Source organism: Spongiivirga sp. MCCC 1A20706 (assembly GCF_046524175.1).
Lineage (GTDB): Bacteria > Bacteroidota > Bacteroidia > Flavobacteriales > Flavobacteriaceae > Spongiivirga.
The window spans coordinates 36,095-50,176 of sequence record NZ_JBEFZF010000010.1 but is presented as its reverse complement, the minus strand read 5'-3'; the positions used below and the strand labels follow the sequence as shown (position 1 = coordinate 50,176).

Genomic DNA, 14,082 nt, shown 5'->3' with positions numbered 1-14,082 from the left:
GGCTAACCTTTAATAAGTTGTTTGAGGGTTTTTAAACAACGGGATTTCTGAGCTTTTACTGTATTGGCATTCTCATAACCTCCTTGTTCTACAATTTCTTCAATACTTAGTCCGCGATAGTAGAAAAAGGTTAACACCTGGCGACATTTTTTTCCTAATTCTTTAAAGTAGGTACGAAGCAGTAGTTGTTCTTTTGTAAGTTCAGGAGTCTCAGAAATACGTATTTCTTCATAATCATCAGTATTTGAGTGAAGATTACTATCGTATTCGGTGTGCTTGTTTTCTTTTTTAAGAAGATCGTAAATCAAGTATTTCCCTATGCCAAAAAGATAGGTTTTAAGTCCGCTTTTTACCACATCTAATCGTCCACTTATGGCATGCTTTCTCAAGGCTAAAAATGCTTCTTGATATATATCTGCAAGTTGATCTTGATCCAAACTGTAGCGTTTGCCAAAGTTAAGGAAGGCATCGCGATGTGCATTGTAAATAGCTTTAATACCCAGACGATCATCAGATCGTAGGATGGCGACCTCCTTTTTATCCATGTGATAATTTTTTAAGGAAAATGTTAACCTCTTGAAAAATTCCGCTCACTAAAGATAAACGGATAAAAACAAATTACAATGAAACGAACGACAACAAACCTAATCATACTGCTTATAGTGGCATTTTTAGGAGGGTTTCAAACAACAGAAGCTCAATTTTTCAAAAAACTAAAAGAGCGAGCAAAACAAGCTGCTGAAGAAGCGGTAATGCAAAAAACAGAAGAGATTGCCGCAGAGAAAGTAGGAAAAGGAATGGACAAAATGTTCGATTTTGATTTTAGCAAAATGAGCATGGACCCTGCAATACTTCCCACGACATACGATTTTGAATGGAAGTATACCTTGAAAATGCAATCGAAACAGGGCAGCTTTAATATTATATACTACCTAAAACCAGATGCTAAATATTTTGGTTCAAGAGCGGTACTACCTAAAAAAGCTATGGCAGGAAACATGTTAATGGTTCAGGATATGGGACTTGATGTGATGACCATTTTTATGGAAGCCAATGGAATGAAATCTGGACATATCGTATCGACGTCCGTAGATGAAAAGTTTGATCCGGATGCTGTAGAAGCCGAGATGATGGATGCTGAAGAGTTCAGTTTTAAAGAAATAGGTAGTAAAGAGATTTTAGGTTATCAGTGCCAAGGGTTCTTAATGGAAAATAAAGAAATGAAAATGACCATGTACGTCGCGATGGATGCCCCTGTAAGCTTTAATCAGGTATATGGAGGTCAACCTAAAAAAATGCCAAAGGGTTTTGACCCTAAATGGTTAGAGAAAGCTGATAGTAGTATTGTTATGGAAATGAATATGGTACACAAAAAGAAGAAAAAGTTTAGTGCAAAAATGAGTTGTATTGGGCTTGATAATGAACCAATGTCGATTAATGTGAGCGACTATGAATTTATTAAGCTTGACGGAGGGCAGGAATAATTCAACAAAACAATTAAAAGAAAGAAATCATGAAAAAAACAGTCCTTATGGCAATTGCATTGCTGTCACAATTATATGCACAGGCATCGTACAAGGATGTTCAAACTATTGATGCCGTCGTTTTACACCCAAAAGGAAATGTACACTTTTTTGTAGATAGTTACTTTTATGAATACAATGTCAAGTCAAACAAAACTGATAATAGAGGAAAACTCGGACGTAATGGATGGCATGGACTACGAGGTGATATTGATGCTGCAATAACTCACCCAAAAAATAAACTAGGGTATCTTTTTGTAGGTAACGTCTATTATCGATACGACTTTAACAAACAACGTGTCATAGGCGGTAAACGCATAATAGGTGTTGATGGATGGAAAGGATTAGATGGACCTATAGATGCCGCCATTGTAAATCCCAAAAACGGATCAGCCTACTTCTTTAAGGGAAATAAGTATGTTGTTTTCGATTTTAATAAGGATAAAGTTGTAAAAACCGCAACGATTGGTGTAAACGGATGGAAGGGACTACCAAGCAATTTAGATGGCGCAGTTGTACACCCTAATGGTAAAGGTTATTTCTTTAAAGGAGATCATTACTACAGATGGGTTTTTGGCAAAGGGGTTGACAAAAAGGGAATTATTGGACGCAATGGCTGGAAGGGCTTATTTAATCAATTAGATGCGACATTGATTGATAGCGATGAAATACAATATATGAATCGGGGGGAAGTGAAACCAATAAAAATAGGTTTAATCGACACTTTCGAAATACCTATTGGTCTTTTTGATGCACAACTTAATATTCCTTTTCCAACGTTAAGAAAAAGCCTGCCTGGACCCGCTTATAAAATTGGTTATAGTAAATATGTTGGAGCACCTCCGAGACCAGATGCGGCTCTATATTTCCCTAAAAACCGCAAGTACTACTTTTTTAAAGGGTCTAAATATTATCGTTATGATGCAAGAGCACGCAAAATTGATAAAACAGGAAGAATCGGCAGCGATGGCTGGAGAGGGGTGCCTGCCAACATTGATGCAGCAGCAGCCAACAAAGATCGCGTCATTTTTTTTAAAGGCAGTCAATACTACGAGTTTACAGTAAAAGAGAATAAAGTGGTAAAAATGGGAAATATAGCCAACCGCTTTAAAGGGCTGCCAAATTTCATCGATGCAGCACATTTTCATCAAAAATATCCAACCTCTAAAATTGTGGCTTACAAGAAGGACATCGTTTACACATATTCTCCATTTAACTCAAATATTGATTTTAGAAAAAGAGTGAGCAAAGCCATCTTTTCTGAATAAAACAAAACACAAAATAGTCATGAAAACAAGATATAAATTAATCGCATTCGCATTTGGTATTACACTTTTCTGTGTTGCCTGTAGTGAAGAAACCAAAAATAAAATCGAGCAGGTAAAACAAGGAGTATCGAGTACTACGAGTTTTGTGAAAGACGCAAATAGTGTGCAAACGGAAATTGAACGTTTGCAAAAGTTGACACCGATTAGTAACGAGCAACTAAAGACATGGTTGCCAGAATCGGTAGCTGGTTTAAAACGTGCCGGCTTTAAGGTTGGTCAGGCAGGTTATATGAAAATCAACTCCGTTGAGGGGACCTATAAAGATGAATCTAGTAAAAAGCGTCTTAAAGTTCAAGTTATTGATGGTGCAGGACCAACTGGAAGTGTGTTAATACCCAGTTATGGTTTATTGGGCAACATCGATTCGGAAATGGAGGATGAATATAAACACGAAAAAACAGTGACGGTTGGAGGAATAAAAGCAAGACAAACGTTTAATAAAAAAAGAACATCAACCACCCTCACTTTTTTATATAACAAGCGCTTCATGGTACAAGTAGATGGCACAGATATGACTCCTGAAGAAACTTGGGGGATGGTTAAAAAAATTCAACTTAAAAAATTGGCGACAACTGCCACCTAAAAACAATGACATGAAAACAATACTAAGATTAATCACTTTAGCATTGATATGCTGCAATTTTTCGTTAGGTGCACAAGACCTAAAGTTAAATGTGCTCACTATTAAAAATCTAATGAAGACCGGATTTAATGGAGAAAACACGCTGGATTTTATTTATCTGGATCAGGATAAATATGAGATAAAGGAGATTTTGACTAAAGTTCAGCTTGAATTACTGAAAGGGGATGCTGAAAACTTTATTGATGACGAACTGCCTGAAGGCGATGTATATCGGTTTATTACACAAAATACTCAGGTGATTTGGAACTGTCAGTCTAAAGGAGCCTTAATAAACAGCAATGACTTGTATCAATATCAATCAAAAGATAGGTGTGAAGGAATAGAAATTCCTGGAGGTGATCAATTCATTCCTGGAGGTGATCAATTCATTCCAGGAGGAGATCAGTTTTTCCCAGGGGACCTTTTTTCAGAAGAAGAGCAAATCTACTTTTTGAAAATAAACTTCGAAAGCAAGTATGCTATTTTACCAGTAATCATCACTTTAAAAATTAAATAATATGGAAACTTCAAAAACTATAAATCCTATTGCAAAAGATACTGCGGTAAATAAAGAAGGTAAAAACATAGCAGTAATATCATACATCACCATTATCGGTTTAATTATCGCTTTTGTCATGAATAATGATAAAAAAGATGCATTTGCCAGCTACCACATTAAACAATCGCTGGGAATGGCTGCTACTGGAATAGCGTTAGGCATAGTTGGCCTTATTCCCATCCTTGGTTGGATCATCAATATTCTAGGCATTTTCATCCTTTTATATATGTGGATCATGGGATTGGTAAATGCCATAAATGAGAAAACGAAACCGGTGCCTATTCTAGGGAAAAAATACGAAGAATGGCTTAAGAACATTGGTTGATTGGTTTTATTTATCTGATTTGAAAACCCTTGCTTGATACTGACGAGTAAGGGTTTTTACTTTTTGTCAAAAATTTCTGCACCCAAATGTTAACCTGTTATTTAAAGCACCTCACTAAGTATTAAACATAAACAACTTAAAATATTATAACAATGAAAAGAGCATACTTCAGTATCGTATTATTATTAGTTACAATAATGATACAAGCACAAACAACAACCTACACGGTAACGAAAGCAACCTTTAATACCGATTTTGGAAAGATCGATCTTGTTGTCGACTCAAGAAACAATAGATTAAGCGGTATTTACCATAGTGCCAATGGGACTTTTAGCGGGACTTATAATCCTAATGCAAAGATGTACAGAGGAACGTTTGTCAACAAAAAACTAAAAAAGAAGGGATATTTTAGATTTACCGAAAGAGGTAAAAAACTAGTAGGTAAATGGGGTTGGACACCTAAGTTAACCGGAAATTGGAATGGCACTTACGTATCTAAACGACGCTATGTAAAAAGAGTGAACGCAGCCAATACAGGAGTACACAAAATGAAGATTACTTTAAATAGTATAAAATGTAATACTTCATGGGATCGTGATAAAACTGATGACTACCTATTAAAATTTGTGCCTACATTAAAACTGAGTAATAAATCAATAGGAATGTCAAATAAAAGATATTCTCGTATTGAAAAGCAGATTAAAAAATACGGTCCTCAGACAGCTTTACATGTCCATAGAAAAAAAGGAGTTTCCGATCATCAGCAGGTGCAGTTGCATGTCAAGGAAAAAAGGACAATGAATATTAATAATTCGGGAATTTTAGAAATCCCTAAGGCCACAAGAATAACAGATTCGTCAGCTGATTTTGCACTACAGGTGATTGTTGATGAGGTTTCGAACGATGTTGGCAGAGTCATTCATGAAAATGACAAACTAAATCTAAAAAACATGTTGAATTATCTAACAGGTAAAGCATCATCTAGTAGTTTTTCAAAAGCTAATGATTGGGTGATAGAGAGCGGAAGAAGTCTTCAAAAATCAAATATGGGAACAGGCTATGAACCACTCTATCTGACCTCTGTAAACGGAAAACGTATTATAAAAGGTCAAATTATGGGGACTACAAAAAACTCAAAAGGTTTTGGTTTATGGACAGCCCATTCTTCAGCATTCGTTAACTATACAATCGAACTAGTAGATTAAAAAGAACTAATCAAAAAAGAAAACGAAAATGAAAAGCCTACAACTATTAATGATTGGAATACTGTTGCTTAGCACCTCAGTCAATTTTGCGCAAGAAGCAACAGGACAGTTACTAATAAATGGAAAAAGTAAGTTTGAAATTCAAGCTGAAACTAATTCGGCAGTACAGCTGTTTAAAGAGTTTAAAACAGGGAAATATCAACTTGGGTTCAATTTTAAGGCTGATGATGTTAAGCCCAATATGTATGGCGAAACAATCATATTCTTCGATTTTGTAACCGAAGTTCGGAAAGACGGCAAACTAGTAGAACGCATTGTTCGTTCAAAGCCAATTCCATATTTTCCTGGAGAAATGTTAGTAGGGGCCGAAAGTTTTGATTTTATAGGAGTGCTGGCCGGCATTGATTCAAACGAAAAACCAGACTTCATTGGTACCATGCCAGCAGGAAAATATCAAATCTCTTTAATGGCTGTTCCAAAAGGGGTAAGTGGAGAAATCGAACCTTTAGAAGTATATTTTATATTAAGAAGACGTCCAACACGATAAAAACAAGAAAAAATGAAGATAAAGAATAACATGTTCGCAGTAGCAATTACCATCTTTTCATTGGTAAGTTGTCAGGCACAAAACACAATTAAAACAGTCCCAGATAGCATCGCAACTATTCAAGGAAAATGGTTTACCTACAATATCAACTATCAGGTGGTAGAATCAGTATTGAATGACAACATGTGGATTGCTACAACAAAAGATTATAATAACGAATCGAGCACCCCGCAAGTAGATACCAGTTACATAAAGAAACTAGAAGGCAAGCATTACCTAATTAGTAGGTTGGGCTGGAAACGAAAAACAGTAGCAAAGTTTGAACTTGCAAATAACGGTTCGGTTTTAAACGTGACTCCGGTAGTTCAAGGTGAAGACGAAGCGATTCTTTTAAAAACCTATAAAAATGAGACCGAAAAGCCTTGGAATGCACTACAAACAATGCAACTTTTAAATGCGGCACGCTTTGAACAGTTAAAAAATGCTCCTGGTATGGATGAAATGACACGCGAAGACATGATTAAATCTTTTGAGGCCCGAAAGGAAATCAGTCCGATGATTATTGAGTATATGAAAGCGAATCCTGATGCAGGTCGTTATCGAATACAACGAATGGTTAATGACTACAGAAATAAGGTGATGATCAAAATGGGATATAACCCATTTAAAATGCTTAAAGGAAACCCTTATAAGCGATTTGAAAATGATACTGAAATTATGAAGTTATTGAATGAGCCGATGAGTTGGGAGAATTAATAATAGGTTTTTGTATTGAATTAAAAAGCACCTTGTACAGGGTGCTTTTCTTTTTGGTTTCTTTTGTAAATTTTCAAAGCTATTCAATATTAAGCATAGATTAAGAGAATGTTAAGAATCCTAGTGTTTATCACTTGCGAGCGAATTTTAACATTTATAAATAATTGATAATCAATATTATAACTGTTTTTTGTGATTTTAATTTTTGTAAGAAAATACTGTAATCCTGTTAAAAAGTCAATGCAAATGTGAATAAGTACCACTTTTAAAATCGTTTACATTTTTCAATCTTTGTTAGCCCGAGTAGTTAGAAAAAAAATCCCTTAAACGAGTAAAGAAAAAGAAAAATGTCAACAGCCATCGAACCCATTTTAGCAGAAAACAAAGATCGATTTGTGATCTTCCCTATTCAACATCACGATATTTGGGAGTGGTATAAAAAATCGGAAGCTAGTTTTTGGACAGCTGAAGAAATAGACCTACATCAAGACCTAACTGATTGGGCTGAAAAATTAAATGACGATGAGCGTTATTTTATCAAACATATCTTAGCATTTTTTGCGGCGAGTGACGGGATTGTAAATGAAAACCTGGCTGAAAACTTTGTAAATGAAGTTCAGTATTCTGAAGCCAAATTCTTCTATGGTTTTCAAATTATGATGGAAAACATTCATAGCGAAACCTACTCACTTCTAATCGATACATACGTAAAAGACGAAAAAGAAAAAGATACGTTATTCAACGCCATAGAAAATTTCCCGGCTATCAAAAAGAAAGCGGATTGGGCATTAAAATGGATTGAATCGCCAAGTTTTGCTGAGCGATTGATTGCATTTGCAGCGGTAGAAGGAATTTTCTTTTCAGGAGCGTTTTGTTCTATTTTCTGGTTAAAGAAACGTGGCTTGATGCCTGGATTAACGTTCTCGAATGAGCTGATTTCTCGTGATGAAGGGGTACACTGTGATTTTGCGGTGCACTTGCATGAAAACCACTTGGTGAATAAAGTACCAAAAGATCGCATTCGCGAAATTATCGTTGATGCTTTAAATATTGAGCGTGAATTTATTACGGAGTCACTCCCGGTGAGTTTGATCGGAATGAATTCAAACTTAATGACACAATATCTAGAGTTTGTAACCGACCGTTTGCTTCGTGAACTAGGTTGCGAAAATGAGTATGGCACTGCTAATCCTTTTGACTTTATGGATATGATCTCGCTTCAAGGAAAAACCAACTTCTTTGAAAAACGAGTATCAGAATATCAAAAAGCAGGAGTGCTTAGCAAAGACAAGGAAGATGATAAAATAAGTTTTGACGCTGATTTTTAGTCCAGTCTAATTTTCTTTATTCTTCTATAAAACAGAAGAATAGCACAACATTAATAAAGTAATTTTTAAATAATAGCCCATTGGGCCAGGGAATTTTTTGGCCTATTTCCCTATCAAATTGAGTACTAAACAACAAAAAGTGTAGCAAATGTATGTAGTAAAAAGAGACGGCAGAAAAGAACCAATCATGTTCGACAAGATCACCGCAAGGGTTCGTAAACTGTGTTATGGACTGAACGAATTGGTCGATCCGGTAAAAATTTCGATGCGTGTTATTGAAGGTTTGTACGATGGCGTAACCACGTCTGAATTGGATAATTTGGCGGCTGAGGTAGCGGCAACCATGACTACAACGCATCCTGATTATGCACGTTTAGCTGCACGTATCTCTGTTTCTAACTTACATAAAAACACGAAGAAGTCGTTCTCTGAAGTAATGACCGATTTGTATGAATATATCAATCCACGTACAGGTAAAAAAGCACCACTTTTAAGTGATGAGGTGTATCAAGTAATTATGGATAATGCCGAGCGCTTAGACTCTACCATTATCTATAATCGTGATTTTGGGTATGATTACTTCGGATTCAAAACACTTGAGCGTTCTTATTTATTAAAAGTAAATGGGAAAATTCACGAGCGTCCGCAACATATGCTAATGCGCGTTTCCGTAGGGATTCATCATGACGATATCGAAGCGGCGATCGAGACCTATGAGTTGATGTCTAAAAAGTATTTTACACACGCTACACCAACATTATTCAATTCAGGGACACCAAAGCCACAAATGTCTTCTTGTTTTCTTTTAACAATGAAAGAAGATAGTATCGATGGGATTTATGATACTTTAAAGCAAACTGCAAAAATATCACAATCTGCAGGTGGTATAGGTTTGGCTATTCATAACATTCGTGCAACCGGTAGCTACATAGGTGGTACAAATGGTACATCAAACGGGATTGTACCGATGCTAAAAGTATTTAACGATACTGCCCGTTATGTTGATCAAGGAGGAGGAAAACGCAAAGGATCTTTTGCGATGTACATTGAACCGTGGCATGCTGATATTATGAGCTTCCTTGATTTGAAAAAGAATCACGGAGCGGAAGAATTACGCGCCCGCGATTTGTTTTATGCCATGTGGATTCCTGATTTATTTATGGAGCGCGTTCATGCTGATGGAGAGTGGACCTTGATGTGTCCTAACGAGTGCCCGGGATTACCTGATACACATAGTGAAGAATTTGAAGCGCTTTATACGAAGTACGAAGCAGAAGGAAAAGGCAGAAAAACAATTCGTGCCCGTGAGCTTTGGGAAAAAATATTAGAATCTCAAATCGAAACAGGCACGCCTTACATGCTGTATAAAGATGCAGCAAACCGCAAGAGTAACCAGAAAAACTTGGGTACTATTCGCTCTTCGAACCTGTGTACTGAGATTTTAGAATATACCTCTCCAGATGAGGTGGCCGTATGTAATTTAGCAAGTATTGCATTGCCAATGTTTGTGAAAAATGGTGAGTTCGATCATGAAGAGTTATTCCGAATTACAAAAAGAGTAACCAAGAACCTGAATAAGGTAATCGATCGTAATTATTATCCGGTAATCGAGGCACAAAATTCTAATTTCCGTCACCGTCCGATTGGGCTTGGGGTTCAAGGCTTAGCAGATACCTTCATCAAACTTCGTATGCCATTTACAAGTGATGAAGCGAAGAATTTAAATCAGGAAATATTCGAAACATTATACTTTGCTGCAGTTACCGCATCGATGGAATTGGCAGAAGCAGAAGGTGCTTATGATACCTACGAAGGTTCACCAATGTCTAAAGGAGAATTCCAGTACAATCTTTGGGGTATTAAAGATGATGAATTAAGTGGACGATGGGACTGGGCAAAGCTTCGCAAAGAAGTGAAGAAAAACGGTGTGCGAAACTCATTATTGGTAGCACCAATGCCAACAGCAAGTACCTCGCAAATTCTTGGAAACAATGAATGTTTTGAGCCATATACCTCTAATATTTACACACGACGTGTACTATCAGGTGAGTTTATTGTGGTGAACAAGCACTTATTAGAAGACTTAGTAGGTTTAGGATTGTGGAATGAGAACGTGAAACAAGAACTAATGCGAGCAAATGGTTCGATTCAAAATATTGATGTGATCCCGGCGGACATTAAAGAGTTGTATAAAACAGTTTGGGAATTGAGTATGAAAGACATTATCGATATGTCTCGTCATAGAGGATACTTTATTGACCAATCACAGTCACTAAATCTGTTTATGGAAGGCGCGACTATGGGTAAATTGACCTCAATGCACTTTTATGCATGGAAAAGCGGCTTGAAAACAGGAATGTATTACCTACGTACTAAGTCGGCCGTAGATGCGATTAAGTTTACCGTTGCAAAAGAGACCAAAAAAGAGCCTATTGCTGTTGAAGTAAAACAAGAAGTGGCAGCACAAGAAATTGCAGTACAAACTACACCGATTGGTTTAGAAAAACAGGCACAGGTAGATGAGCCTGCTCCTGAAGTACAGCCAATGAGTCCTGAAGAATTACGTGCAATCATCCAGGCAGCAAAAGAAGGACAAGGTGGTGATGATTGCGAGATGTGTGGGTCTTAATTAGATATGAGACTGCTGCGCTGCTAGATATGAGATGTTAGACAAAGTAGTAGCGGTTAATAGATATATTATCAAAAACAACTATGGTTAAAACCTCAAAAGCTCTTAAAGCTTCTGAGGTTTTTTTATGTTAACCTTCTAGATGCAACTTCATAAAGAGATACATAAAAAACAATCTCATTATGAAAACCTTTATAATTTTTCCGCTCTTATTTTTGGTTAGTAGTGTTATGGGTCAAATAAAATTTGATCATACTAGTACTGCCATAAATACACGAAATCACATCACAACCATTAATCATCCTGCAACCAATAATAAACCGGGTGCTATTTTGATTGTAACCCAGGAATTTGGCAAGTATAACGCACATGAAATCGGGGTTTGGTACAGCAACAATAAATGGCATATTTTCAATCAAGACCGAAGTAAAATGCCATTAACCACTCATTTTAATGTGTTGATCTTCCCAAAAAATTCCAACCAAGCTTTTGTACACAAAACCAACGCGTCAAACACAAGAGGCCATATAACAACCTTAAATAATAGATTGACCAATGGTAAACCCAATGAGATCGTATTGGTGACACAAAACTATGGCGCTTACAATACCGCTAACGTTGGTGTTTGGTACTCGCAAGGAAAATGGAAATTATATAATGAAAACACAAGTAAAAAAATGCCACTAAACACAAAGATGAATGTGCTGGTTTTAAAAAAGGGAAATAATAAAATAGGGAAGCTAAACCTTTATGGGTTTAATTATCAGGAAACGAGAACTACCAATCATATTTCTAAAATAAAATCGCCTTTGCAGTATACGCGAAGTACTACTGTTTTTGCCAATACCAATTATAAAGGCACCTATAATTCAAACCCTATTGGAGTCTGGAAAAATGGAAAAGACTGGACTATTTTTAATCAAAACAGAAAGAAAATGCCAAGAGGGGTTCGTTTTAATGTGGTGCTCACCAATGAGCCCACTGGCAGCAATACAACGAATAACCCTAGACCAGTTCCGATATTGACAAAGCGCGTAACACTGCCCATGTTTAATAGACCTGAAAACATATCGTATTATGTAGAAAAAGGACTCGCTATGTTTCAAGGGGATATCGTATTGGGAACAGCAAGGAATGTGGTTGATCCGCCACCAAAACCGCTTCCTAAAAAACGAAATTTTAGCCAATATGGAGAAATAAGGCCAACCAGACCATCTTCTGGTGTTTCTAGTACGACAAGTGCCTTAGTAACCAGAGTAAGCGATGGTTTAATTAATAGAAATTGGCTTTGGAACAAAGGGATTATACCTTATTTAATTAAAAGTGGTGATTTTAGCAATGCAGAGACAAGGGTAATCCTTGATGCGATTGACGAAATAAACAGGAGAACTAATTTGAATATTGTTCCAAAGTGGAAAGTGCAAAACCATATTCGTTTTATCAAAGATCGTGATATGAATGCAGCGGGAAAAAGTAAAGTAGGGCGTGGTAGAATCTTTCAACGGATACGTTTAAATCAAGATGTATCAAGAAATACAGTGATTCACGAGTTATTGCATGCCGCTGGTGCTTGGCATGAGCAAAGCCGTAGCGATCGAGATCGACATGTTCGAATTTTATGGGATAATATTCAAAGTGGCACGTCTAGTAATTTTAAAAAACACGCCTCTGACGGTTATAAGGTAACCCCCTATGATGAGAACTCGATCATGCATTACGGAGGATATGCTTTTTCTAAAGATGGCTCACCAACCATTGTCAATGCAAGAACTGGGAATCCTGTTACTCCAGGTTCAGGATTGTCATCTTATGACGTAGATGGTATTAATACCATATATCCTTTTGATTTTTATGATGGAATTTCTCGACCTGTAACATCCATTAGAACTGTAAAGACAACAATTTTAAGAGTACAGTCAGATGATCGTGATGGGGGTAGAAAACATGACATTGATTTTTACATGAAAAATGAAACAGGACCGGGTTGGGATTGGCGTCCCGGCGGAAGGACAAATCCGACTGAGCGTTTTAAAAGTGGAACAAAAGAGGAAGGAGATAATGATATTTATCCTAATTGGGAGTTTCGATATACCATTGCAAGGAACGAGCCCTTTGCAAAGGTGTGGCTAAAACTTCGAGATGATGATGGATTAGCCCGTAATGAACGAACTGACGAAACTGTCGATATCAATCCTTTTCCGGGAATTAAGGAAATAGAACTCTTTGTAGATACCGCAAGTGGTGAGATTTTTTTAGGAGATATAGATGGTGTTCGAAAAGATGAGAATTATATCGGATCGATAGGAGAAAATATTGAATTAGAAGGATTTGATAGAGGGATAAAAGCCTATGTGCTTTTTAATATCTTGATAGAGTAGATACAATTATTGGTCGGTCAATTAAAGTCTTTAGTAGGCTTTAATTGACCAAAACCAAACCCTATTACAAAAAACCTCGTAGGTATGGCCAAACACCAGCGCTATGCCATTAAAAACCAAACTCATTATTTTGCTGTCAGCAATGTCGACAGCTGTTTTTCCCCAGGACCAAACTGAATTTCCATCAACCAATGAACAGGCAAGTTTTCAGGTAGAAAGTTTTGCATCTACTTTAAACAATCGACTTGAAAATGAAATTGTAACCACATTAAATATGCTTTTTCGATACGGGCTCTCATCCAAGGTCGAGCTTCAACTTACTAACCAATATGAGCAGCTTAGTTTTGAAGAGCGTGAAGCATTAAATGTAAATCAGCTTACACTAGGAGCTAAATTTCAACTCTATCAAGACAAAAAATCGCTTTTTACAGCATCTGTGCTGCCATCGGTTAACTTTCCTGTAAATCAATTAGCTGATGAAGCATTCAAAATGCAATACGGTCTAGCTGCACTGGCATCGTACCAACTTTCGGGCAATGCAATTATAGGGGTTAATCTAGCGTATACCACAACTTTTAATAATGAAGAAGAATGGTCGTATACGTTGGCTTCTAATCTAGGTTTAACAAATAAGTTAAGTACATATCTAGAAGTTTTTCAAACGATTAATGTCGGCGAACTATTGAATGCAGATATTGGGTTAAGCTATGCATTTTCAGAAGGGCTTCAACTTGACGTATCTTATGGAAATTCGATAACGCTTGACAATGAATATTACCTGCTTCGCTGTGCATGGACACTTCCCGAAAAAAGAAAAACGCAATTAACTGCTGTGAATAGTAAGCGTAGAACTGTGAGTGAAAACGGTAGTTAATTGCAGTT

At 36.7% G+C, this 14,082-nt stretch carries 13 protein-coding genes; 12 read left to right on the top strand and 1 reads right to left on the bottom strand.

What is annotated here, in order from left to right; genetic code table 11:
* Positions 1-2: 2 nt before the first annotated feature.
* Entirely contained in the window at positions 3-545 is a 543-nt protein-coding gene (locus tag ABN763_RS18155; RefSeq protein ID WP_410486924.1) for an RNA polymerase sigma factor, read from the bottom strand.
* A 78-nt stretch (positions 546-623) separates the two neighbouring features.
* Here ABN763_RS18155 and ABN763_RS18150 point away from each other — a divergent pair, with 78 nt between their 5' ends.
* From ABN763_RS18150 to ABN763_RS18095, 12 genes are all read left to right on the top strand, one after another.
* Positions 624-1,484, top strand: a complete 861-nt coding sequence (locus ABN763_RS18150; RefSeq protein ID WP_410486923.1) for a DUF4412 domain-containing protein — start codon at positions 624-626, stop codon at positions 1,482-1,484.
* 29 nt (positions 1,485-1,513) lie between these two features.
* Entirely contained in the window at positions 1,514-2,791 is a 1,278-nt protein-coding gene (locus ABN763_RS18145; RefSeq protein WP_410486922.1) for a hemopexin repeat-containing protein, read from the top strand.
* Between the two features lie 19 nt (positions 2,792-2,810).
* Positions 2,811-3,434: a hypothetical protein gene (locus tag ABN763_RS18140; RefSeq protein ID WP_410486921.1), complete on the top strand. Its 624-nt coding sequence runs from the start codon at positions 2,811-2,813 to the stop codon at positions 3,432-3,434.
* A 10-nt stretch (positions 3,435-3,444) separates the two neighbouring features.
* Positions 3,445-3,990 (top strand): hypothetical protein, encoded by a 546-nt coding sequence (locus ABN763_RS18135; protein ID WP_410486920.1) that lies wholly within the window; start codon positions 3,445-3,447, stop codon positions 3,988-3,990.
* Position 3,991: 1 nt separating this feature from the next.
* Positions 3,992-4,357: a DUF4870 domain-containing protein gene (locus tag ABN763_RS18130; RefSeq protein ID WP_410486919.1), complete on the top strand. Its 366-nt coding sequence runs from the start codon at positions 3,992-3,994 to the stop codon at positions 4,355-4,357.
* 152 nt (positions 4,358-4,509) lie between these two features.
* A complete protein-coding gene (locus ABN763_RS18125) occupies positions 4,510-5,562 on the top strand; it encodes a hypothetical protein (RefSeq protein ID WP_410486918.1) in 1,053 nt (350 codons plus the stop codon).
* 28 nt (positions 5,563-5,590) lie between these two features.
* Positions 5,591-6,109, top strand: a complete 519-nt coding sequence (locus ABN763_RS18120; protein ID WP_410486917.1) for a hypothetical protein — start codon at positions 5,591-5,593, stop codon at positions 6,107-6,109.
* Positions 6,110-6,121: 12 nt separating this feature from the next.
* The gene (locus ABN763_RS18115; protein ID WP_410486916.1) at positions 6,122-6,865 is read left to right on the top strand and encodes a hypothetical protein; all 744 of its coding nucleotides are present in this window, start codon (positions 6,122-6,124) and stop codon (positions 6,863-6,865) included.
* A 347-nt stretch (positions 6,866-7,212) separates the two neighbouring features.
* Positions 7,213-8,193, top strand: coding sequence for a ribonucleotide-diphosphate reductase subunit beta (locus ABN763_RS18110; RefSeq protein ID WP_410486915.1), 981 nt, complete (start codon positions 7,213-7,215; stop codon positions 8,191-8,193).
* Between the two features lie 148 nt (positions 8,194-8,341).
* On the top strand, positions 8,342-10,822 hold the full coding sequence (locus ABN763_RS18105) for a ribonucleoside-diphosphate reductase subunit alpha (protein ID WP_410486914.1): 2,481 nt from the start codon (positions 8,342-8,344) through the stop codon (positions 10,820-10,822).
* Positions 10,823-11,004: 182 nt separating this feature from the next.
* The gene (locus tag ABN763_RS18100; protein ID WP_410486913.1) at positions 11,005-13,200 is read left to right on the top strand and encodes a M12 family metallopeptidase; all 2,196 of its coding nucleotides are present in this window, start codon (positions 11,005-11,007) and stop codon (positions 13,198-13,200) included.
* 103 nt (positions 13,201-13,303) lie between these two features.
* Positions 13,304-14,074 (top strand): transporter, encoded by a 771-nt coding sequence (locus ABN763_RS18095; RefSeq protein WP_410486912.1) that lies wholly within the window; start codon positions 13,304-13,306, stop codon positions 14,072-14,074.
* Positions 14,075-14,082: the final 8 nt, after the last annotated feature.

Excerpts from the sequence above, each read along its gene's own strand:
- ABN763_RS18150 (WP_410486923.1), top strand. The coding sequence starts at position 624 with ATGAAACGAACGACAACAAACCTAATCATACTGCTTATAGTGGCATTT.
- ABN763_RS18135 (WP_410486920.1), top strand. The coding sequence starts at position 3,445 with ATGAAAACAATACTAAGATTAATCACTTTAGCATTGATATGCTGCAAT.
- ABN763_RS18140 (WP_410486921.1), top strand. The coding sequence starts at position 2,811 with ATGAAAACAAGATATAAATTAATCGCATTCGCATTTGGTATTACACTT.
- ABN763_RS18110 (WP_410486915.1), top strand. The coding sequence starts at position 7,213 with ATGTCAACAGCCATCGAACCCATTTTAGCAGAAAACAAAGATCGATTT.
- ABN763_RS18130 (WP_410486919.1), top strand. The coding sequence starts at position 3,992 with ATGGAAACTTCAAAAACTATAAATCCTATTGCAAAAGATACTGCGGTA.
- ABN763_RS18145 (WP_410486922.1), top strand. The coding sequence starts at position 1,514 with ATGAAAAAAACAGTCCTTATGGCAATTGCATTGCTGTCACAATTATAT.
- ABN763_RS18100 (WP_410486913.1), top strand. The coding sequence starts at position 11,005 with ATGAAAACCTTTATAATTTTTCCGCTCTTATTTTTGGTTAGTAGTGTT.
- ABN763_RS18115 (WP_410486916.1), top strand. The coding sequence starts at position 6,122 with ATGAAGATAAAGAATAACATGTTCGCAGTAGCAATTACCATCTTTTCA.
- ABN763_RS18155 (WP_410486924.1), bottom strand. The coding sequence starts at position 545 with ATGGATAAAAAGGAGGTCGCCATCCTACGATCTGATGATCGTCTGGGT.
- ABN763_RS18120 (WP_410486917.1), top strand. The coding sequence starts at position 5,591 with ATGAAAAGCCTACAACTATTAATGATTGGAATACTGTTGCTTAGCACC.
- ABN763_RS18095 (WP_410486912.1), top strand. The coding sequence starts at position 13,304 with ATGCCATTAAAAACCAAACTCATTATTTTGCTGTCAGCAATGTCGACA.
- ABN763_RS18125 (WP_410486918.1), top strand. The coding sequence starts at position 4,510 with ATGAAAAGAGCATACTTCAGTATCGTATTATTATTAGTTACAATAATG.
- ABN763_RS18105 (WP_410486914.1), top strand. The coding sequence starts at position 8,342 with ATGTATGTAGTAAAAAGAGACGGCAGAAAAGAACCAATCATGTTCGAC.